At 43.6% G+C, this 22,721-nt stretch carries 15 protein-coding genes; 1 reads left to right on the top strand and 14 read right to left on the bottom strand.

Going from position 1 to position 22,721, the window contains the following annotated elements:
• Positions 1-446 precede the first annotated feature (446 nt).
• Entirely contained in the window at positions 447-5,903 is a 5,457-nt protein-coding gene (locus CDG76_RS25405) for a phytase (protein ID WP_094351671.1), read from the bottom strand.
• 108 nt (positions 5,904-6,011) lie between these two features.
• Complete coding sequence (locus tag CDG76_RS25400; protein WP_223265377.1) at positions 6,012-11,030, bottom strand: choice-of-anchor I family protein; 5,019 nt, start codon at positions 11,028-11,030, stop codon at positions 6,012-6,014.
• A gap of 284 nt (positions 11,031-11,314) precedes the next feature.
• Here CDG76_RS25400 and CDG76_RS37675 point away from each other — a divergent pair, with 284 nt between their 5' ends.
• Complete coding sequence (locus tag CDG76_RS37675; protein WP_190240980.1) at positions 11,315-11,473, top strand: hypothetical protein; 159 nt, start codon at positions 11,315-11,317, stop codon at positions 11,471-11,473.
• Between the two features lie 86 nt (positions 11,474-11,559).
• Here CDG76_RS37675 and CDG76_RS25395 read toward each other — a convergent pair whose 3' ends face one another.
• From CDG76_RS25395 to CDG76_RS25350, 12 genes are all read right to left on the bottom strand, one after another.
• Positions 11,560-12,342, bottom strand: coding sequence for a COP23 domain-containing protein (locus CDG76_RS25395; protein ID WP_094351670.1), 783 nt, complete (start codon positions 12,340-12,342; stop codon positions 11,560-11,562).
• A gap of 235 nt (positions 12,343-12,577) precedes the next feature.
• Positions 12,578-13,324: a Uma2 family endonuclease gene (locus CDG76_RS25390; protein ID WP_094351669.1), complete on the bottom strand. Its 747-nt coding sequence runs from the start codon at positions 13,322-13,324 to the stop codon at positions 12,578-12,580.
• Between the two features lie 278 nt (positions 13,325-13,602).
• Positions 13,603-13,773 (bottom strand): photosystem II assembly protein Psb34, encoded by a 171-nt coding sequence (gene psb34, locus CDG76_RS36515; RefSeq protein ID WP_143854172.1) that lies wholly within the window; start codon positions 13,771-13,773, stop codon positions 13,603-13,605.
• 233 nt (positions 13,774-14,006) lie between these two features.
• Entirely contained in the window at positions 14,007-14,177 is a 171-nt protein-coding gene (gene psb34, locus CDG76_RS36510) for a photosystem II assembly protein Psb34 (RefSeq protein WP_143854171.1), read from the bottom strand.
• Positions 14,178-14,707: 530 nt separating this feature from the next.
• Positions 14,708-16,339, bottom strand: a complete 1,632-nt coding sequence (locus CDG76_RS25385; RefSeq protein ID WP_094351812.1) for a mucoidy inhibitor MuiA family protein — start codon at positions 16,337-16,339, stop codon at positions 14,708-14,710.
• Positions 16,340-16,460: 121 nt separating this feature from the next.
• Positions 16,461-17,402 (bottom strand): LysR family transcriptional regulator, encoded by a 942-nt coding sequence (locus tag CDG76_RS25380; RefSeq protein WP_094351668.1) that lies wholly within the window; start codon positions 17,400-17,402, stop codon positions 16,461-16,463.
• A 239-nt stretch (positions 17,403-17,641) separates the two neighbouring features.
• Positions 17,642-18,430, bottom strand: coding sequence for a BMC domain-containing protein (locus tag CDG76_RS25375; protein ID WP_094351667.1), 789 nt, complete (start codon positions 18,428-18,430; stop codon positions 17,642-17,644).
• Between the two features lie 57 nt (positions 18,431-18,487).
• The gene (locus CDG76_RS25370) at positions 18,488-19,261 is read right to left on the bottom strand and encodes a transferase (protein WP_094351666.1); all 774 of its coding nucleotides are present in this window, start codon (positions 19,259-19,261) and stop codon (positions 18,488-18,490) included.
• A 182-nt stretch (positions 19,262-19,443) separates the two neighbouring features.
• Positions 19,444-21,450, bottom strand: a complete 2,007-nt coding sequence (locus CDG76_RS25365; protein WP_094351665.1) for a ribulose bisphosphate carboxylase small subunit — start codon at positions 21,448-21,450, stop codon at positions 19,444-19,446.
• Between the two features lie 74 nt (positions 21,451-21,524).
• Entirely contained in the window at positions 21,525-21,827 is a 303-nt protein-coding gene (locus CDG76_RS25360) for a EutN/CcmL family microcompartment protein (protein ID WP_094327600.1), read from the bottom strand.
• A gap of 6 nt (positions 21,828-21,833) precedes the next feature.
• A complete protein-coding gene (locus CDG76_RS25355) occupies positions 21,834-22,178 on the bottom strand; it encodes a carbon dioxide-concentrating mechanism protein CcmK (RefSeq protein WP_010995041.1) in 345 nt (114 codons plus the stop codon).
• Between the two features lie 92 nt (positions 22,179-22,270).
• A complete protein-coding gene (locus CDG76_RS25350; RefSeq protein ID WP_012410633.1) occupies positions 22,271-22,579 on the bottom strand; it encodes a carbon dioxide-concentrating mechanism protein CcmK in 309 nt (102 codons plus the stop codon).
• Positions 22,580-22,721: the final 142 nt, after the last annotated feature.

The raw sequence follows: 22,721 nt of genomic DNA, 5'->3' as shown, positions 1-22,721 counted from the left end.
CCGAATCTTTTTTCAGAGTTATTGAAAGCTGGAGTAATGATGGTCAGATGTTAACTACTAATCTGTGTTAATGAAAAAGTGTGCAACTAAATTCCAAGCTTAAGTTTGTCGATAGTAGTTATGAAAAAATTTGACCATTATTAAAGATGTTTTCATTGAAATATTAAGAAAAGAATAAGTTAAACAGAAGAAATGATTAAAATATATCTAAACTACAAAAATAGCTTTTGTTGAATTTTCAAAATAAAGAATAAAAATAATATGTAAAATTTTAGATTCCCTTGTTTTATAAGTCTTTCCGATAATTCTGAAGAGATGAAGGTTGATTTTAACTAGTTTTGATTGGCTAGCGATCGCATTTACTTTTCTTTATAATGAGTAGGTTGTAGGGACGTACAGCGATACGTCCCTACGAAAGATTTTTCTATGAGAAGCTAGGCGACAAACTAAGCCACAACACTAGCCGAGAAAACGAAGTCATTGGCTGTGAGGTTAGTTGATCTAATTCCAACTAATAAAACCAACTCGGTATTTCCTATTTTTACCAAAGTGTCATTACTTTGTTGCAGTAGCGTTAAACCACTAAACTGAGTCACGCCAATACCGCCAAGCCCAATTTTATCAGTGCCGATCGCAAAATCAGTTAGGATATTGTTGCTAGTTGGCAGACTGGCGTTAGCAATCCAGAATTGGTCAGCACCAGTACCACCACTGAGGCGATTACCACCCCCTTGACCAGCGAATAGTACATCATCACCAGCGCCACCAAACAGGGAGTCATTGACATTGGAGAAGAGTTTGTCATCTCCAGAACCACCGTAGAGACGGTTGTTACTACCATTACTTGTGAGGGTGTCGTTACCTGAGCCACCGAATAATGATTGACGAGAACCTTCAATTACTGTGAGATTATCATCACCTGTCGCCCCAAACAAATTATTACTACCACTGGCTTCTACCACCGTAATTTCATCATTACCAGCACCACCATCAGCACTGGTATTTTGAACTGGGCCATTTTGACCAATAAATATGCGATCGCTACCATCTTCCCCGAAAACTGAAGAGTTATTCCCTGCAAGCACTGTGTCATCTCCGTTTCCAGCCAGGATTTTGTTATCTTGAACGCCTTCTACAAAGTCTGCTCCATCACCTGGACTAAAGAATTGTCCTGGCTCAAGATTGACAGTATCGCTGTTGCTAGAACCAAAACCGTTCGGGAAAGTAGGCTGTACAGTTGTCAGATTATTGGGTAATTCGAGAATGCCGAGTTTTTCCGCAGCCGTATTACCCGTAATGTTGAAGTCGTTGTCGTTAATCAAGGCTAGAGTATTGGGTGCTACCAATGCCAAACCTTCTAATTTTTCCACCCCGGTGTAACCCAACTGAGCAGCATTAGCAATCAAACTCTTGCTGACAGGGGTAATATTGGCAGTAGCTAACTCCGCAGAGGTCAGTTGTTCAATAGTTTTACCAACTGGCAAGGTAAAGTTAGCAGGGTTGTTGATGTTGGTCGCCCCAGCTAAATCAATTTGGTAAATTAGTTTATTGCCAGCAGATGTACCATTATCATCTCGTTCAACTACTGCAAATTTGCCGTTACCCAAAGAAACTGCATCGCCAATCTTATCGGTTCCTGGTAGACCTTCTAGGCGATATAAATACTCTCCTGTTACCTGCTTGCTGACAATATCAAACTCTAGAATTCGCAGGTTGAGAGAAGCTTTGGAAGTCGCATCATTGGCGACATCTGGATTATCAATTGGACTCTGAATAAAGGCATATAATTTGTTACCTTCTAGGGCGACAGCTTCAAATCCTCGGTTATTGCGGCGTTGGGCATAAACTGCTGGCAATACCTCACTGCCAAAAGTTCCAGCGGATTGATCTGGGTTGGGTGCTGTGGCAGTTCCTTGAGGGATAAAGCGGTCAATCAGTTTACCATTAGTGTCAAAGTGGTAAATTGCCGGACGATACTCATCCACCAACCAGTAATCTCCATTTTCCGCAATTACAATCCCTTCTAAATCAGCACCCAAAGGATCGTTAGCTAGAACATTGTTGTCTAAGTCAACGGCAATTTCATCTGTGTAGGCTAAACCGTTTCCTACAGCTTGCAAGTTAGGCAATCCTGTTAATGGGGTCGTTCCATCTTGGCGGAATAGTTCTGTTCTGTTGGTAATGCTGATTTCACCAGTGGTGCGGTTGAGTTCAAAGCTAACTATTTCTGGTTGGAAGTCGGGTAATAAAAATGGTCTTTTGACACCATCAGGTTCTCCATTGGGGCCACGATCTGTGTTGGTGACAAATTTCAGGTTGCCATTTGCTGCAAACCCTTGGAAATACAACCCAGAAAAACCACCCAAGAAAATATCTTGATTTTCAGAGGTTGTACCTAACTTGGGTAAGTTTTCAAATTCATAGATAGTCAGCTTGGGTTGAGCAACAGGATTGCGGGGATCGTAACTAGTAGTGTCGATATTTAGAGAATTGGGGAAGGCATTGGCAATATTTTCCCAAGGTACCAGCTTAAAGTTAGAACTGACATTTTCCTCTTCACCTTCATCGCTAACTATTTTGGCAGGTTCATTGGAGCCATCTTGAGTGACAAATAAACCAAATGGAAAGTTAGGCCCCAGTGGCACGTTAATGACATCAGCACCATCTGACTCTTGTACGCTGTCAATTGGCCCATTATTACCAATGGCAAAGTTACCCACATATTGGTTGTTACCTTCACGAGTGTAGGCAACAAAGGTGCTATCGCCTTGGCTGGATGCTAATAAGTAGCCTGTGCCGTTTTTGCCGTAATAAATCGTCAGTCCTTCTACGTCATCTGTGAGATAAGTACCACCTAAATCTCTGACTTTATCAATTAACTTACCAGTTGTGCCACCGTTTGGTTCTGCTTGGAACTTCCAGATACCTACATTTTCTTGTCCAATGTAGAGGAAGCCAGTTTCTTGGTCTACCACCATACCCTCAGTTTGGGGATCGCGTCCTTCAATTGTGGGTATGGTGAATTCCCGTACCCGTTCAGCCCCAATTTGGCCATTACCTTTGTCAATCAGTTTAAACTGAGCTATGTCTCCAGTTTCTCGCCGACTGGTAAAGACATAGTAATCATTGGTTACAGGGCTACGGTATAAGGTAAGTCCGTAAGAACTGCGAGTTGATGCAGAATAGGGAGGTTCAAAAGGTGCTGCTTGGAAGATAGTAGCAATATTGCTATCGGTGATATCTTCCAAGTATTGTCCGGGGGTAGTGGGGTTGGGGTTAATTTTGAAGATTGCTAGTTGATCGTTGTTGCGATCGCTAGCGACAGCAATATCAATAGATTGATTGCCTAATTTGAAACCGTATTGCAAGTCAATGTTATTGTAGCGAATGCCACCAGGATTAACTGTTTGCAACAAATTTCCAGACAAATCATAAACTCGCAGTCCAGCATTTTTGACTGAGGTTAGTACTAGACTATCAGTAGCATTTGTGGCATTAACATAAATGGCAGGATCGTCAGCATCAGCATTTTGATCTACAGCAGGTAGTGCTGGATCTTCATCGTCAAATAAAGCAGGACGAGTTTCTAGTGTGGGTGCAGCAGTGGGAACTAAGTCTGCACCCAAGGTGAGGATTTGGGTATATTGAGTGCTACCAAAGTTGTTGTCACTCACCAGCACAATCGACTGACGACCATCTGCTAGTTTGGGGCCGAAGGCAATACCCTCAATGTTATCCACTCCTGTTATTGGGTGGTTTGCATCAGTAGGCAGATTCAGGTCAGTTAAATTCAACAGTAAGCGCTTTTGAGCGGGTTTGATCGCTGCTAGTTGTTCAGCACTCAAATTATTTAGAGAATCGTAGAAACTAATGTCAGTTGCACCTTGCAATGAAACTTCGTAGATTTTGATCGTGTTGCCTACACCTTGAGCAAATGAACGTTCTAACGCTAGGAAAGTGCCACGATTATCTATTGCTAATAAGTCTGCCAAACCATTGTCAGCTGAACCTGTGCTAGGGTTGGGCGCTTCGGGAATCGCATCGGTAATGTAGAGGTATTCTTTTTCTGGTTGTCCAGTAACCAGATTGTATTGTAAAATCCGGGAACGGCTACCACTGGTGAGCGAAGCCTTTAATCCATCTTGGGACAGTGCGTTTTCAGTCGCAGTGAATAAGGTTTTCTGGTCGGGTGTAATGGTGAGGCTTTCAAAGGCTAAATTATTGTAAACACCTGATGTCTGCGTATCACCCGCATCAACAATGCCGTTGCTGTTGGTATCTTCAACTACTGGTAGGAATTTGCTGGGGACAGATAGCGATGCCACTTCTTGCCCTGTGGTCAGCGAAAACTCTTTAATAAAAGGATTACTAACGCGACCAGCAGCAGGGTTTACTTCACCTTCAGAAGAGATGAAAACAGTACCATCGTTAGTTAAAGCGATACCTTCTGGGTCAAGGCTGTTGGTTGCAAAAAAGTTGCCGTTGGTATCTTTCAGGGTTGTGACATTAGTAAAATTCACCCCGGAATCGCTGGCAGTGAAGGTATAAAAACGTGCAGGGGCAACTTGGGAGCGATCGTCTGAGATTGCGTAGTAGCGGTTATTCGCAGCATCATAGGTGACACCAGATAATCCACCCACTGGAGTTTGTACCCCATTTACCGTTCCTGCTGCACCAGTAGGGATAAAGCCAGTGACAAAGGTAGTTTGTCCCAAAAATCCTACATTAGGAATGGTTTTACCTGCTTCAGTTGGACCAGCTTGCACATCTGCGAACACTAAGCGATGGTCAGAACTGGGGAATGGAAAAGTACCGACTGGGGAAAATGTTGAATCAGTATTTAGAGGCCAAAATACTCCTGAGTTGGCAATTGTCAGGTTAGCTGAGGGTAGCACATAGTCAGTCCGCAGGTTTCCGGGAGTCGTATCAGCAAAGTCTGCGGTGTCAAAGCTAGGATTACCATTTTGGCTAATGTTTGCACCAGCTTGTAAGTCTGCTTGTTGAGAACCACCCAGACTGGTAGGAATAACATTAGTATTGATATTGGGATTTTGCAACAGTTGGCGAATAGCGTTGTCAAAACTATCACCATCCAACGGATCTGCATTTTGATCGCCCACAATCACAAAGCTTGACCCAGCATCAATACCGCCCGTTTTCCCCTCATCATCGTAAATGTAATTACCATTACCAGGGGTAATATAGTCTGCCCAAAAGCGGATCTCGTCGTGGTTGCGCTTACCGTTGCGGTCTTCCACACCATCAAAGGTTGGGGGTGTGGGGTGGCTGGCGAGGACATGAATTGTCTCACCGTTTACTTGGATGGGTATATCCCAGTGACTTTTAGAAGAAAGGCGTAGAACTGCCAATTCCTCCTGAGAATACCAATCATTTGGCTGTGGTGTTGTCGGATCGTCAGGAAGCAAAGCATTAGGCATATCCTTCCACAGAAAATTTTGGAAGGTGCGGATGTTGGCTGTGTCGATGGGATATTTGGACAACAGCAACATCCCGTATTGACCAGGGAAATTCCCAAATCCGAAAGCATCATCGCCATATCCCGATTCGCCTGGGGTTGTAACTGCTGTGCCATTGTTGTTCAAGTCAAACCCAGAGGCAATACCTGTATTGGAAGGAGCGATGTAGAAGTAAGGGTAGTCAACGGGTGTTGTACTATTCTGGCTAACGGCTAGGTAATTTTGCCGGAATAGTTGAACTGCCTCCGGGGAGTAGTCAAACTCGTTAATTAGCAACACATCCGGGTTATTACGCTGGATGATTTCTGCAACTGCCTTTGCTTGAGCGTTGTCAGGGGTAGACAAATCGCTGACTAACTGACCTTCGGCATTACGATTCAAAGAAGCGTTGAATTGAGAAAAGCGAATTGTATTAGTAGTTACCATGTTTAATTCTGAGATAGATTCTAGACATGAGACTGCTTTGAAATTTGGGAGTGGGGAACCGCAGAGGCGCAGAGTACACAGAGAAATCGGAGTTTGATTAAATCTGCGTTAAATAAAGACGAAACGAGTATCTGTTGCCAAATTTGTATTGCGGTTTAACCCGTTTTCCACAACAGCAATTAATTCCGTTCCATTGTTGGTGAAAATACCTACAGCCGATCTAACTGACCCTAGTGAGTAATTGTTAGCAACTCCCTGAAGCTGAATTAAATCATTTGCTTGAAAGTTGAGAATATCGGCATAATCATTGTTGCGAGAACTGGTATAGAAAGCTGAAGTGGCATCACCTAAAACGTAAGTATCTACACCTTGTTCGCCGTTAAGGAGGTCAATTTCGTTTGTGCCACCGCCCCAACCAACCAGACGGTCATTACCATTGCCCCCAGAAAGTCCGTCACTGCCAAGTCCACCTAAGATGGTGTCATTGCCATCGCCACCAAGGAGTACATCTATGCCTCCCTTGCCATCCAGGTAATCATTGCCTGCTCCACCGTCGATTAATTCACTGGTATTAGTGCCGATGACGCAATCGCTCCCTGCTAGAGCATTGACTATGTATCTGTTCAAACCAGTAAGTTCGCTGACAAAGATGATGTCGTTACCAGATGTCGCCTTGTTATTGGCAACAGTCAAATCAAAGGTATCGCTAACATTACCGCCTTTACCATCAGCAGCGGTAACTGTGACTGCGAAAATGCCGATTTGGGAGATAGTGCCGGATATCACACCTGTGTTGGCAATGATACTAGAACCAGTGGGTAAACCTGTAGCACTGTAAGTCAGGGTGTCACCTGGATCTACATCAGCAAATTTGTTACTGATATTGAAAGAAAAAGCTCTATTAGTAGAAATGATTTGGTCGTCAATTGGTTGTACTACCGTGGGAGCATTATTTTTAGGGAGATTAAACCGAGCCACACTAGGGTCATGATCGCTATCCTGGTCGGCAAACTCTGAATTGATATGAACTACATCATAGCCATCCAGGTTGTTGAGCAAGTTGTTACTAACTAAAACGTGGTCAAGGGTTTGGGCGTTACCTTCAAAGTTGTAGGTGTAACGCTCATTTTGCGGCAGAGTTTCAATTAAGGAAGTTAGCCCGGCGCTTTCTACAATGCTGACAGGGTTGGAAAACTCAAAGTCATTTAAGTCACCCGCCACTACTATATTGGCATTGGGGGCGATCGCTAAAATACTCTCAACAAAATTTTTCACCAGGGTAGCTTGTTGCTGACGCTGGGTTTCACTACTAAGAGTTGGTGGTTGATTCGGCCCAAATAATGGTTGGTCGCCACCTTTAGAATTAAAGTGGTTGCCAATTACATAAACAGTTTCACCGTTGAAAGTAAATTCACCTACTAACGGCTTACGACTGCTGGTAAAGGCGGAGTTGGTGGGGTCAATTAAACCAGGACTATTAGAAACTGTAGGAACACCAGAGACATTAGTAACTGTGGTGCTGGTGGTGGAAGTACCGCCAGGGCGATCTACAAAGTTGACACGATTGGGATTAAATAAGAAACCTACCCGGATATTTCCACCAGGTTCACCGCCGTTCGTATCGTCTACTGGGTTAATTTGGCGATATTGATACGTGGGGCCACCAGCAGCAGTAATTTCATCAATTAACTTTTGGAAGGTAGTGCTGGCATCAACTACGCTATCATTTGTTGCACCGTTGTTGTCCTGAATTTCTTCGAGACTAATGATATCTGGTGATTTGAGATTATTAACAATGCGGTTAGCCAAGTTGTTAAACTTGGTTGGATCGTCACCTGGATCGAGATTTTCGACGTTGTAGGTAGCGATCGTCAGTTGGTTGGTGGTAGAAATTAGGCTAGTGACTTCTTTTTGAAGGTTACTGTTCTGTACTACTGTGGGAGCAGCCGATATTAGAACTTCATAGTTGTTAAAGCTGTAGTCAACGACACCGACAATATTACTAAGTTGCGTACCAACATTAACTTCAGGTAACACTAAAAAATTGTTCAGATCATCTATCTGAATCCGCTCAGGATTGAAGTCTGAAGCACTAATCAGGCTCCCACCGCGAACCGTTCTACCCGTGGCATTTGCGCCATTATCTGCTAATACCCAAATTTCTTCTGATGTGCCAAAGTTTGCAGTGGGTGAAGTGGTAATTGGGTTATTCACCTGTACCAGCATTCCTTCTAGGCTTTCATAGAAGTCGATGCCATCCTGGGGAGGATCAAAGGTGGTTGTTCCAATTTCGATATTAGCGATCGTGTCGTTATCGATTACCGTTGTCGGGATAGTTCTACCACCATTACCAAGGATTGTAGTAGTGGGTAGATCGTTGCCACTAGAAACGGTAACAATTGTGGGAGTGGTGATTTGTGTTTTGGTTAAATTATTGGCATCGTTACCGGGACGAAATTCTGTAACTGTTCCACTGACTAATATGGAATCGCCGACGGATACGGTTGGTGCTGATGAGGTGAAGACGAAAAGACCTTCAGAAGTGCGTAGTTTACCGCCGTAGGCATCGTCGCTGTCTGGAGTGGGGTCTTGCAAGTAAAAACCGTTACTTGCTTTAATCGTGACAATTCCCGCTACATTGCTGACAGTCTGATTTCTAAAGGATGAGATATGCCCCGTTCCCTGAATGTCGCTAATCCGAACAGATGGAGTTACTTCAAATACCGCAACCGTCTTGCTGACTTCGGCTGTAGTAACTAACAAAGGCTTGCCTGTGGGACTGTCAGCCGCCGAGACAAAGGTTAGCCCTTCGATCGCAGTATCTTCAGGAGTGTTGATATATTGAACAAAACTTGGCTTGTTAGGATTTGTCACTTCGTAAACGATGACATCGCCAGTGCGTTCTAAACCAATAAAAGCATAGGTGCGGTTGTTGATGACTCCGATCGCCACGCCTTCGGGTTCAGGCCCTTTGTTATCGCTGCGGGTATCAAAGGTATCAGCTGCACCATCTGAGTTAAACAAAGTTGGTACTTTGGTTGCCGTAATTTGTTCAAATTGGTCGCCACTGTCGAATATCTGATTGCCGCTGGCATTCCAAATCGAAAAGGAACGTCCCCCAAATGCTTCGATGCGGTCAAAATCTCCGTCTCCGTCCGTGTCTCCTGTGGCATTTGTAACGGTTAACCGTCCCAGGTTAGTATTTTGCTTCAGGGCAGCCGCATTCGGGAAAACTGTTGGATCTAAGACATATCCATTTGCGCCTACCCGGATTTCCTCGCTAAAACCAGTGTAGTCGCGGGAATCTCCTTCGTTGGCGGTGATGTAGTAAGTCTGTCCGTTGGCGGTGAAGCTAGCGATCGCATCGGGTTGATATAACCCAAAGACTGGCCAATTCTGAATATTAATTTTACCATCGCGATCGCTAGCATCCAATCCGTTACCTGGAAGATTGTAATTTTTCGTACCCAGAGGCAAAATATTGGTGATGGTGGCGCTGGCAATATCCAGAATAGCGATCGCATTATTTTCTTGCAAGGTAATCCGCGCAGTTTGACCATCTGGAGATACAGCAATATACTCTGGTTCTAAGTCTTGTGCCACCGTCGAGCCGGGGCCAGTAATCCGCACACCTGCGGCTTTGAGTGTTGCAATCTGGTTATTGAAGCTTGTAAACGAGGCTTGGGCAACGGTTGCATTCGCCACGCCACCAGCAATGTTAATAATACTGACTGAACCTTCAGGATCTACCGAATTTGGTTGCCCATAGCTGTTGGGTTCTCCCTCATTTGCTACTAATACCTTCGTGCCATCGGGCGTAAAGGTGAGCATATCGGGTAATGCACCCACCGCCACCGAGTTCAAGAATGTGCCGGCGGCATTGTAGAAACTCACCTGTCCTGTCTGTTGGGCGTTTGTGGTGGTGTTTTGAATGGCGTAGGCGACTGCGACAATACCATTTTTCACTGCAACGCTGTTGGGAATAGCTTGTGTCCCTGCGGGAGGCGTAAATCCTGTTGCCAAAGAACCAGCTAAGGTTAGCGTTCCTGTATTGCTGACATTATAAATTTCAACTATGCTGCCAGCAACCACAAATAAGCGATCGCTTCCTGAATCAAAGGCGGATATTTCGGCTCCATTAGTACTGGTGAAGCTGCCAATTTTCTTCAAAATGCTAGAGTTATTGTTGGTCGCAATATCGTTATCAGCGATCGTAATATTCTGGGAAGTAGTGCCGAGTGTAATACCTGCGGAAGGATTATTGATTGTCAGGGTAGCGGTTTCTGTGCTTTCAATCACAGCATCATCGACAACGGTGAAGGTGACAGAACCTGCGGTTTGCCCGTCAAGAATTGTGATGATATTGTTGCTGAGATTGTAATCTTCGGCGGTGATGTCAGTTCCGGCTACACTTAAGTTAACTGTTTGATTCCCGGAAACAGGATTAGAAGCAGTAGCGGTGACAGTAATTTGGGTTGTACCTGCTTCAGTTCCTGAGTTACTGTTGACGGATAAATTGATTATGGGATTTCCACTAGCGATCGCCAAGTTTGTGGTGTTAGGAATTACCGTTGCCCCGTCACCTCCGACATCAACTGTCCAATTAGCACTGTTGTTAACCAACGCTTTATAGTTGACAAAACTGGCTTCTCCACTACGGGAACCAGTATACTGACCATAGTCAGTGCTACTGGTGAGTTTGATCGCATTAACTCCATCAGTTAGCCCAACAGTAGCCAAACTGTTGTTATTCGCCTCACTGGAGACGGCAGTCAGAATTGTAGTTGGGGCAGTGCCACTATTTCCTAAAAAGGCATAAACAGTCTCAGCAGTTGCACTGAGTCCCAGGTTACTTGAGTTAACAACTGTAAATGTACCAATAGATGATGCGCGACTAGTGCTGTCAATTGCACTAAAGCGAACTACAGTACCAGCGGCAATTGTCTGAGATCCCGTATTCCATACAAACGAAGATTCAGTGCTACCAATGGCGGTTGGACTCGAAGCTGTGCCGTCACTAAAATAAATAGTTGTATTCGGATCTATATCTACAAATGTGACAATAGACCAGCCATCTTCATCAGCATTGAAAGAGATAAAAGCAATATCGCCTTGTGTCAAAGCCATTAATAACGTCTCCTTCAATTTATTTTGTATTGTTTCAAAATCGCCTGAAAAGCTGATGTTCAGTAATAATTTGCAAACATAATCAAGTCACATTGACAATCGCAATATCACTATCAATAAAAACTATTTTGTAGTCAAAAAAGCTACGTATTTTACTAGTATTAATCCATATTCAGCAACTTTAAGTTATCTCAGCAACGTTAAGAAACTGATAGCAAAAGGTTAAAAGAATAAATAATATACAGATGGATTTAGATCGAATACCGTTCGGTTAAGGTTTTTTGATGAAAATTATAAATCACAAAGACGCGATAAATCGCTACAATAATCAGTCTTTTGTAGAGACGGCGATTTATCGCGTCTCTTGCCTTAACCAAACAGTATTGGATTTAGATACCCGGCATCTCGAAGAAGTCCGAGGGACAGCAATTTTACGCCCATAAAAAAAGGCAGACAACATGTCCGCCCCACAATAAGTAGTTGGATATTTTTTATTTGAAAGTCATTTTGTATTAAAAGCCACTCTTGCTTACCGGAACTTACCAGGGCTTAGACGAACACCGTTAGGTTGAGACTGACGACGAATTGCTACTCCACTCCGCAAATTGTTTCCAGTACCGCCATCTTGACGATCGAGGAAAGGTTTCAGATTAATCCCACTTCTAGATGAACTAACCCGATTATTGCCACTGCCTAGAAGTGTGCGTCCTAAATTATATAATTCGTTGCCTCCACTACTGCGATCGCCATAAGTGTTAACAGCTATAGTCTGTTGTCCACTGTCAGCAGTAGTCAAGTTCTGAAAAATGCTATTGCGGATAACAACAGGATCTTTTCCACGGGGGACTGTCAGCACAATTCTACAGGTTGGATTAGCTTCAGTTGTGACGCAGACAGTATTTTCGTTATTTTCTACAGATGTCTGAAGTTCTTGTAAACCATCTGGACGATAAAGTTCCAAGCGACTGGCAATTGCTGTACAACGCCTTTGTGCGTCCCAACCACCACCTAAAGCCGCAGGTGCTGCCCAAGGAAAGAATTGTCCTGGTTGACTTTGTGGCTGATACATGACAGTGTACTGTCCATTATAAGTTTGACAGGTAAACCGAGTTGTACCATCAGCGGAGGGTGAAGGTGGTACACCTGTCGATGTGTCTATTGGGACTGGTGCTGATGTGCCACCTGATGGTACTGTTGGTACTACTACACCATCGCCAGTAGAATCATATTGCGCCATTGCTGCCGAATTGCCCAAACACAAAGATAAGCCAAGACTGCCCAAAGATATCAACCGCAGCATTTGTGATGACATAAATCATCCTCCAGGAGAAATTAAGTAGGGAATTGATAGTTTAAATGACGAATAATTCTGGCTTTTGATTCAGCAAAAACTTATTTTTTTCCTTTTGTGCTTTTTTGTCGGCGAGTAGCTTTTTCACCCGTTTGAATTTCTGTATGATGCCCCACTCCTTGGTAAACTTAACGGGTGCAGCACTTATTTGCTTAAACTGAGTCACTCAAATACTTGAAAATTTTATTTGTATATGCTAAGGCAAATTATTTGGATCGATACCTTGAGATTCTAGATAGGCAATTAGCCGTTCTTTTTGCTGGCGTTCCTGTTCGGCACGTCGGCGTTCCTGTTCGATTTGTTCCACTGCCCAAAGTAACAAATTACCTCCCTCATCCCACCAGCGCAACCAGTAACCAATTCTGGCTTCTTTTGTTCCTTGCCAAGTTCCCAGAAATAAACCCATTGAATCAATCCAATGACGACCATTTTCATCAGGTTGCTTTAACTCGTAGCGCCTGTTTTCGAGTTGGTAAAATTCTAATAAACCACCATTTGGATCAAAAATTATGTAAATTGGGACTTGAAGAATCTGCTCGTAAAAAAACCATTTTCCTGGTGGATAGGTTCGTTTAAAAGAGTATTCTCCACCCTCAGTGTCAGATAGAAATTCCATCACAATTGCTGGAATATCTCCATCTAAATTAGGTGTATAGCTTTTGTGTTCTCCTAAAACCTGATTTCCCGATGGCACATAAACCCAGTTGGGTGCTTTAGCTATAAATTGCCCGTTTATCGTCGCACAAAGTCCAAAATTTGAGGCTATTAACATCTGCGGTTGGATGAAACCACTTATTTCAAGGCTTTCACGCAAAGCACCAGCCAATAGTGGCTGACCTGTATTTTCCACTGGTTCATCCTCTAGGTGAAAATCTGCGGGCAATGCTTCCCAAGATATTACCAGTTCTGTTGAAGATTTAGCTTCACCGAGTTGGGTTGCCATAAACACCCCTTTTTATTGATTTGTCTTTATTTTATGGCTGACCAGTGGTTTGTTGCTGACGGGGCGACAAAATATGTTATTGATTTGAGCGATACCAGCCAATAACTGTGATGCTTGGTGTCTGCCTTTGGAAGAAGACTCGTTAACGCACTTGTTTGACAATATAATACACTCGCCGTTTGGGATGTATAAAAACAAAAAACCTCGGCTAAATTAGCCGAGGTAAAGTCGAGAAGTGAGATTAACGATGAGATACAGCGATACCGAAATCTAAAATCTTAGCTAACGCTAAAACCAACCAAAACTAAAGCAGTGACGATTAAAGTTGCAAAAAGACTCTGTAAAACGTATTTACGTTGTTCCCAAATTGCTGGGTACTCAGAGTAATACATCTTGGGTTCTGCTGCGTAGTTGTTGAGAATGCCTTCTTCGTTAGTGGTGGTGTACATAGTTTTTTCTCTTCTTTGTTTTGTTATCTTATGTAACTAAATATAACGGTTTTGTTACAAATCGTCAATAAGACTTGACAAAAAAATACTGATGGTAAATATAAAACTGACTTATCAGCACACCACTGCCGTTTGGGATACGTAAAACACAAAAAACCCCGGCGAAACTAACCGAGGTTATAGAGAGAAGTTTGAATGACGATGAGATACAGCGATACTGAAATCAAAAAATCTTAGCTAACACTCAAACCAACCAAAACTAAAGCGGTGACGATTAAAGTTGCAAAAAGACCCTGTAAACCGTATTTACGTTGTTCCCAAATTGCTGGGTACTCAGCGTAGTACATCTTGGGTTCTGCTGCGTAGTTGTTGAGAATGCCGTCTTCGTTAGTGGTGGTATACATGGTTTTTTCTTTTCTTTGTTTTGTTATCTTATGTAACTAAATATAACAATTTCGTTACAAAGCGTCAATAGGACTTGACAAAAAAAGACTGATGGTAATTATAAAGCTAACTTATCTGCGATCGCGGATTCTGGCAAAGTGATTCGAGTCTGCCAACACCGGATGTCTCTTAATATCATGTCCGCTTGATTACTTACTAAACCTCAAGAACCCCACCCCGCCAAAGCTGCGCTTTGTCTCCCCTCCCGAAGAGCGGGGAGGGGTTGGGGTGCAATGACTGTGGGAATCATAACTAATTATGCGGACATGATATAACTCGTCGCTGCGCGTCTAAAGAGTTTTTTAACTTGATTGCAATAAAAAACCCCAGTAAATTGGGGCATAATTGTACTTGTGTGAAAAAGTCGAGCTAGAAGTTTCTGAGGCTGCTAACCTTTCTTCAACTTGGCTGTGTCAGTGGCTCCAAATCAAGAGGGATCGAATCCTATAGCTGATTTGCTCTTTCTGCCTCCTTCAATTTTTAAGATTCCCTAAATTTCTAACCCAACTACCATTAAGTCGGGCGGATGTTCAACATTAAACTGATAATATATCTCTCGTCGCTCTTGGGCTGGAAGAGTTAACAGCCATTCTAAAATCCCCATTTCACCGAGTTGAATTTGTGGGTTGCTGCGACTGAGGCGTACTTTAATTTGCTCGTTGCGGCTAACTGGCAATTGTTCAGTTAATTTTAGATTTACTTCTTTCTCTAGTAAGTTAGTAACAATCAACCGATAACTATAAGTAATCCGGCGCTGGTTGCTAATTAATCTTTTATCTACCAGGCGCTCAACTAAGTCGCGTTCAATTTTTAAACCTTCGTCAATTCCTAAGTTCAGTTTGAACTCTTGCCCTGGTGAAATATTTTCTAAATGAGTTGTCCCAATAAAAACGTTGTCGCGGAAAATATTTGCTTTGCCTGGTAACAAAGTCGCACCGTTGGGACTATTTTTCACATTCGCTTGTAGATAAGCAAAACTTACCAAGCGCGGCATTGCCACATAATCGAAGCTACAAGGATAATCATCATTGAAAATTGTAGTTTTATGAGGTGCGCCATCGCTGGGAATATTACCACCGCCATTCAATTTAAAGGTAACTACACTACCTTCTTTGGATACTTCTGCTGTAACGGTTTCTGCTGCGATAAGACTATCCTCTGCAACTTCTTCTTGTTCTTGCCAATCTGCTCTGGCAGCAGAAGCAGGCGGTTCTGGTATGCTAGGCAGTAGTGGTGCCTGGGCAGCTAGTCGAGATCGTCGCACTCTTTGAGGAAGTGGCGCATCAATATACCAAGGTTCAAGTTTAGGTGGAAGTGTACCTAATCCCGGTTTAGCGGTAGAAAGGGTGAGATTTGCACCAATCCAATCTTCGCCAGTGCTTTGAGTGATTTCTGCAAGGTAGCTCAGATGCACAATATCGCTGGTAGTGCTAAAGCGCAAGTCATAAAGCGGATTCCAGCTAGCACGATTTACTATGTAAGATACCTCTAATTCAAACTCTCCTTCACCCGCTACTTCAACGGCTACAACTAAGCTAAAACTCTCTTTAGGATGGGGCGTTTGGATTATTTGCAATGAGGTGTAGAGTGCTTGCAGTTGTTTATCTAATTCCTGCTGTTGAGTTTTGCACTCTCCAGATGCGATCGCATACTCACTATACTGGCTTCCAAGAAAGTTCAAAAAATCCAAAGTTTCGCTGAGGCTGAGATTTTTTCGAGACAAACTTTGTGAAAAGGGTTCTTCTGTTTTTTCGCGTAAGCCAGCGATAAAACTAGATTGCAATGCTAAAGCATCTACCTGAGCTTGCAGGTGGCGTTTTTCTGCTTCTAATTGCTGAATTTGCCTTGTCAAATGTGCGACTCGTTCCACTACAGGTTCAGTAGTGTAAATGCGATCGCTACTAACTCCCACCAAGCGCACCCCTACCGTACCTGTACCGCTAACCCTGATAGACTCAGTTTCTAGAGTCATTGGCACTGGGGTAATTACTAATTCCTGTTCAATTCCTGTTAAATCAACTACACCTCGCCGTGTAACCAATGCTCTGTCAGCATACACGGTAACAGCTACAATCTCGCTTTGTACTGTTTTGCGCCAAGATGGTATTTCCGGGTTAACCACTGCCAGTTTTCCCCCATTTTTAATCATTCTGCTGGTTAATTGTCAATGTTTACCGGTCTAACAGTCAACCCCTTTAGAGAATTCGTAATTCATAATTACGAACTACGAATTACGAATTCTCTTATCCATGAATTTGTTCAAACGTGCTATGAGCAGTATCAGCTTTTTGAGCGACAAAATTCTTTGCCGCAGCTAGTAGATACTCATAATAGGCACGAGCGACGATAGATAGCTGCTTGCCAGATGGGTAAACCATGTACCAATGCCGCTGAATGGGAAAGTGTTGTACATCTAAAATGCTGAACTCTGAAGCGTCTGATAGTAAGGTATGACGGGATAAAACAGAAATTCCTAAACCACCTGCGATCGCTTGTTTAATTGCTTCGTTACTTCCCAATTCTAGCTTGACTTTTACCGTTACCCCTTCTTCTTCAAATAGCTTTTGGACGGCGCGACGAGTTCCTGAACCTGGTTCCCGCATAATAAAAGGTTCGTTAGACAGGCGTTGTATAGGAATATTTTTTTCTTTGGATAAAGGATGATTAGTCGGTGCAAAGACTATCAAAGGATTTTCTAGAAATGGTTCACAAGTCACATCTATATTGTCTGGAATTTGACTCATAATATATAAGTCATCCAAATTTTGACTCATCCGTTCCAAAATTTGTTCGTGATTTGTGACTTGCAGCGAGATATCAATCCCTGGATAAAGTTCGCAAAATGGTCCTAACAAACGTGGGATAAAATATTTTGCTGTTGTAATCACTGCCAAACGTAATTGTCCCTGCTTTAGCCCTTTTAAATCTGCCACCTTCATTTCATACTGGGCTATATTGTGAAAAATCTGCCGACAAGTAGCAAATAATTCCCGTCCTGCTTCCGTCAGATACAATCGCTTTCCCACTTGCTCAAATAATGGCAAACCTACCGATTTTGTTAGTTGCTTGATCTGCATAGAGACTGTAGGTTGGGTGAGAAACAATTCCTCAGCAGCACGAGTAAAGCTACTGTGCCGTGCCGCCGCCTCGAACACCTTTAACTGGTGCAGCGTCGCTTGGTTCAAGGGTGATTCTCCTATATATAGCGATTAATAGATATAAAACTAGTATTGCTGAACACTGGCAAATGATATAGTGATGCTCACAGAAAGTTACGAGTTTTATCATAGATAAAACTCTATCAGTGTTATTAAAATAAAGGTATTTTATTTATAGATTGAAAAAGCTATTATTCAGAATAGCTTAAGCGTAAGATGCCTTCCATCTAAACGATGAATGATGATTTGACAAAATTCATCTATCATCATTCATCATTCCATAATTCTTCTTGAACTTTTGTAGGTAGCTTGGTTAAGTCTGGTAATCTTAGTACCTCGATTTCCGCAACTTGTTCTTTAATATTCACTGGCAAGTTTAACGGTTCGCGTTCTTCTATCCAGCAGCTTGCTAATGGCAAAGTTAACTCCATTTCGTCCAGCGGCCGAGGAATTACCATCACTGCATTCAATTCCCCAATGCGTTCTGCTTCAAACATTCCCGCTTCCACTGCTACCGCCACATTTGCTACGGAACCCCGAATAATAGCTGTACACAAACCCGCACCAATTTTTTCATAAGCTGCTAAATGAACATCAGCAGCTTTGAGCATCGCATCACACGCTCCGACCATCGCGGGAAATCCTCGCGTTTCTACCAAACCAATTGCTTGATTACTCAGACGGCTGTAATTGCCCTCTTCCATCAATTTAGTGAAACGGGTTGTGATGGGAAGCACTATATCTAGGTTGGGATAAGGTCGGGGAATCACTAAGCTAGAAACCAACTGACCAAACTGTTCAGCCGTTTGCACACCTGATTCTACCGCCAGACGCACATCAGCAATTCCACCCCGGACGATCGCAGTACAATGACCACTACCAGTTTTTTCATACCCAACCAAGTGAACTCCTGCCGATTTCAGCATCATATCCGCCGTCCCAACGATCGCCGGAAAGCTACGGGTAGAAACTAAACCCAAAGCAGTATCTTGAAAGGTTTCTTGACTACTCGCTCCCTGGATGGTGCGAATAGACCGTTGATTATATGTTTCCATGATGAATTCTCCAAAATACGGAAAAAGGCGACACCTTACAATTAACACTTACTCTGACTAATCGTCAGGGTTTGGGTCGTTCAAGGATTGTCTGTGAGGAAACAGTGTAGTCAACAGTCTGCTTATGCTCCCTTGTCCATAAATTTGAGTCCCAAAACCGTTAGGGGGTTCTGTGGCGGACTGACTGGGGTCTAAGTTATGTTCTGTAGACGGTTCGGTGGCTGACTCCAAAGTGGAGTTAGCATCATTGGTCGGTTCCTCCACGAGAGGAGACTGACTTTCGGGAGTGGTGGGAGATTTAAAATAAGAAATCGACTTGTTTTGTTTGAAATCTACAAAAGCCGAAGCTGAGAGGTTAGTTGAGGAAACTACCTTTTCCTTAACTCCACCTGAGCTATTTTGCTCTTCCTTCGGTGGTGTATTTGTAGTAGAAGTTGGGTTATTTGTAGATGCTTCTAGCTGTTTTGTTGGCTCAATCTGCCGACTAGTGTCTCCTAAAATTGAACCAGGCGGTACTACTTGTTCAGGTTCAACCGAATAGTTAAAAACTGTAGTAGCCGAACCAATACAAGCATTTGCGCCAATTTTGCCTTTGCCAATCATCAAAAAACCGGCTCCCAGGTTTGCACCTGCTTCTACTTCTAGAGTGCCTTCATGGACTTGGAGAATTGCTCCCATGCCAATACAGACCCCTGGCCCAATGACGATCTTGCTATTTACAGCCGCTTGGAGGATCACCCCAGGTGCAAGTACCGCGCTTGGATGAATAGTCACCTCACCACTAATGTAAGTATCAAAGTTATTGCTGAGGCGCAGTAGCGGCACAGACATGGAAATTTTAACCTCGGAAGCCGGATGTAGTTCTGAGTGGTGAGTGCTGAGTGGTGAGTGCTGAGTAATTAGTATCTTCTAAAATCTGAGTTTACAGTTGGTGTGACTGGTGTCTTTAAAGTGTTAACTCAGCACGGGCTAAACCCTAGCTATCCGCTAACAGCACTTTTAACTCAGCACTACTATGGTCTTTGAATAATCGTTTCTAATACGCGACGCTTGGCTTTAGGGTCAACACCAATTAAGCGCACATATTCACCTTGGTATTCGCCAAGTTGTCTTTCTATGGCGGCGATCGCTTCTCTTTCTGAGGAGGCTTGAATTTGACCGGTACTAGTCCAGGAACCTGTACGGAACCGCCGTTGATCTACGTGTTCAATGCTAATTTTTGAGCCGCTAGCCAATAAATGCCGGAGTTGGTCTACTACTTCACTACTCAAGCGGGTAGCAGTAGCTGTGGCTGTGGCTGTTGCAGAGGGCGCACTACTAGTAGTAAATGATTTCTGACCACCAGAGGAGGCTACTTGACCATTTGGACGTTGGATAATGGTTTCTAGTACCCGCCGTTTGGCTTTCGGGTCAATACCAATTAAGCGTACATATTCCCCTTCGTATTCGCCGAGGTGTGCTTCTATGGCTGCGATCGCTTCTCTTTCTGAGGAGGCTTGAATTTGACCGGTACTAGTCCAGGAACCTGTACGGAAGCGGCGCTCATCTACGTGTTCAAGGCTAATTTTTGAGCCACCAGCCAATAAGTGCCGGAGTTGGTCTACTACTTCAGAACTCAAACGGTTACTGCTAGCTGTTCCCGTACCAGAGGGTGCTGCACTAGTAGTAAATGATTTCTGACCACCAGAGGAAGCTACTTGACCATTTGGACGTTGGATAATGGTCTCTAGTACGCGCCGTTTGGCTTTGGTGTCAATACCGATTAAACGTACATACTCGCCTTGATGGCTTGCTATACATTCTTCCAAAGCGGAGATGACTTGATTTGTGGAAGTTGCATCAATTGGCGTGCAACTAGTCCAGGAACCAGTGCGGAAACGACGCTCATCTACGTGTTCCATGCCAATTTTGTAACCACCTGCCAAGAGTTGGCGGATTTGCTCTAGTGTTTCGCCACTGACTTTGCCACTGCTAGAACCGTTACCGTTACTATTACCATTACTACTGCTGTAACTGCTATTGCTACGACCAGTCGGCGCTTTAAAGCTGGTTGCTGGTTTTGCATCATCATCGGGACGTTGGATGATGGCTTCTAGCACACGCCGTCTATCTTTGTCAATGCCAAACAGTCGGACATACTCGCCGCTATGCTCATTTACACAGCTTTCTAATGCTGCGATCGCTTCACCGAGCGATCTTGGTTCGATTGGTTGACAACTAGTCCAAGAACCCGTGCGGAAACGTCTTTGATCTACGTGTTCCGTACCAATTTTATACCCTTGCCCCAATAGATACCGCAACTGATCTATTGTTTCTGCACCCAAGCTATTGCTCGACACTTCACTACTCCTTTCCAACTCTAAAACAGTAATACCATTACCTGTATAAGATTTAGCGTTCTCATCCCGGATGGGTGCTATACATTTGCTATCCGCAGCACAGAGATAACCAGCTCGTAATGCTTGATTAATCCCAACCACATGATGAGCAAATTCTTTATCCTGATCTTGCACATCTGGCAAGCGATCGGCTTGCTGCTGGCTGGTAATTATCGCTCCCGAAGGTACATACTTACCTGGGGGGATCTCTACGTCTTGAATTAAAGCGTGCATCATCACGATGCAACCTGCACCCACCCTGGCATTAAACACCGTAGAGCGAAAGCCAATGAAGGAATTATCACCTACATAAGCTGGCCCGTGAATTAGAGCCATGTGGGTAATGCAAGCGTTTTTACCAACCCATACTGAGTATTTATTTTGGTCATCGCCAATTACTCGACCTTCCGCTAACCCATGAATGACAACACCATCTTGAATATTGGTGTTTTCACCCAGATAAAAAGGTGTGCCTTCATCCGCTCTAATCGTAGTCCCCGGAGCAACGATTACATTTGCACCTAGTCGTACATCCCCAATCAAATTGGAGAATGAATGTACAAAGGCAGTTTCATGGATTTCGGGTTCAGCTAAATTCCTTGACCACGGGGTTGGGGGTGCCGCCGTGCTGCGGACTGCCATCGCGAGATTCCTCCTGTATTGTCTGTCATTAGTCATCTGTCCTTTGTCGAGAGCTAATGACTAATGACTAATGACTATCGATATTGATCTTTTTTGCTGTAAATGAGGCGATCTTCAACGTAAATAGTATCTATGATCGCCACAACTGCTGCATCCAATGGACGCTGTTCATTGCCAACAACTTGACGAGCGGCACTACCACGAGTGATGAGTACCCACTCATCTACTCCTGCTCCCACAATATCTGCTGCTACTTCATACTCTGGTAGGATATTGCCGTTTTCATCTACTAATTGTAACAATAGTAGTTTCACACCTCTAAGAGTTGGATCTTTTTGGGTGCTAACTACTGTGCCGCGAACTTTGGCAATTTGCATTACAAATTACGGTCTTCTACCAAAAGGACGAATTGCATTCACATTTTCCCGGAACTGCTCTACGTCTTCGGTATAACGAATTGGGAGGACGTATTCCAAGTTTTCGTGAGGACGAGCAATGATATGAGTAGACAGCACTTGTCCACCATTGACCCGCTTTACAGATTCAACTCCTGCGGCCACAGAAGCTTGCACTTCCGAAACGTCACCCCGAACAATTACCGTTACCCGACCACTACCGATTTTTTCATAACCTACTAAAGTGACGCGAGCCGCTTTCACCATTGCGTCAGCAGCTTCCACTACTGCTGGAAAGCCTAGCGTTTCAACCATTCCCACTGCAATTGACATTAGTTTTAATCCCTATTTCAAAGTTTTTAGCCTTGGACAAAAGTGATGCTCTTTTCAGACAAAGAGCTTTAATTACTTTGTTTAAACAGCTTTTAAGTACGGAATTGTTCCACCGCTTCTGTGTAACGTATCGGCAAGACGTATTCCAGGTTTTCGTGAGGACGAGCAATGATGTGAGTGGATAACACTTCACCACCAAAGACTCTTTTTGCCGCTTCAACCCCAGCTGCTACAGAAGCTTGCACTTCCGATACATCTCCCCGAACTATCACGGTGACGCGAGCGCTACCAATTTTTTCATACCCTACTAAGGTGACACGGGCGGCTTTCACCATCGCATCAGCAGCTTCCACCACTGCTGGAAAGCCCTTCGTTTCAATCATTCCAACTGCAATTGGCATCGCAGAACTCCTACAAAATTAATGCAATCTGTACTGTCGTTTGAATTTTTTGACGGGGAGAGCCTGATCTTATAGCTAAGAAAACACTTCCAAATTAAGCATAGGAAAGCTTGGCGTTCCTGGCAATATAAATTACTATAAT

Origin of the sequence: Nostoc sp. 'Peltigera membranacea cyanobiont' 210A (assembly GCF_002246015.1) — a bacterium.
Lineage (GTDB): Bacteria > Cyanobacteriota > Cyanobacteriia > Cyanobacteriales > Nostocaceae > Nostoc.
The sequence above is the reverse complement of the archived record's forward strand: the minus strand, read 5'-3'. Positions and strand labels throughout refer to the sequence as shown.

What these genes read in the sequence shown, in the direction of transcription:
- CDG76_RS25370 (WP_094351666.1), bottom strand. Translation starts at nt 19,261, where the DNA reads ATGTCTGTGCCGCTACTGCGCCTCAGCAATAACTTTGATACTTACATT.
- CDG76_RS25395 (WP_094351670.1), bottom strand. Translation starts at nt 12,342, where the DNA reads ATGTCATCACAAATGCTGCGGTTGATATCTTTGGGCAGTCTTGGCTTA.
- CDG76_RS25360 (WP_094327600.1), bottom strand. Translation starts at nt 21,827, where the DNA reads ATGCAAATTGCCAAAGTTCGCGGCACAGTAGTTAGCACCCAAAAAGAT.
- CDG76_RS37675 (WP_190240980.1), top strand. Translation starts at nt 11,315, where the DNA reads ATGAAAATTATAAATCACAAAGACGCGATAAATCGCTACAATAATCAG.
- CDG76_RS25375 (WP_094351667.1), bottom strand. Translation starts at nt 18,430, where the DNA reads ATGGAAACATATAATCAACGGTCTATTCGCACCATCCAGGGAGCGAGT.
- CDG76_RS25390 (WP_094351669.1), bottom strand. Translation starts at nt 13,324, where the DNA reads ATGGCAACCCAACTCGGTGAAGCTAAATCTTCAACAGAACTGGTAATA.
- CDG76_RS25365 (WP_094351665.1), bottom strand. Translation starts at nt 21,450, where the DNA reads ATGGCAGTCCGCAGCACGGCGGCACCCCCAACCCCGTGGTCAAGGAAT.
- CDG76_RS25350 (WP_012410633.1), bottom strand. Translation starts at nt 22,579, where the DNA reads ATGCCAATTGCAGTTGGAATGATTGAAACGAAGGGCTTTCCAGCAGTG.
- CDG76_RS25400 (WP_223265377.1), bottom strand. Translation starts at nt 11,030, where the DNA reads ATGGCTTTGACACAAGGCGATATTGCTTTTATCTCTTTCAATGCTGAT.
- CDG76_RS25405 (WP_094351671.1), bottom strand. Translation starts at nt 5,903, where the DNA reads ATGGTAACTACTAATACAATTCGCTTTTCTCAATTCAACGCTTCTTTG.
- psb34 (WP_143854171.1), bottom strand. Translation starts at nt 14,177, where the DNA reads ATGTATACCACCACTAACGAAGACGGCATTCTCAACAACTACGCAGCA.
- psb34 (WP_143854172.1), bottom strand. Translation starts at nt 13,773, where the DNA reads ATGTACACCACCACTAACGAAGAAGGCATTCTCAACAACTACGCAGCA.
- CDG76_RS25355 (WP_010995041.1), bottom strand. Translation starts at nt 22,178, where the DNA reads ATGTCAATTGCAGTGGGAATGGTTGAAACGCTAGGCTTTCCAGCAGTA.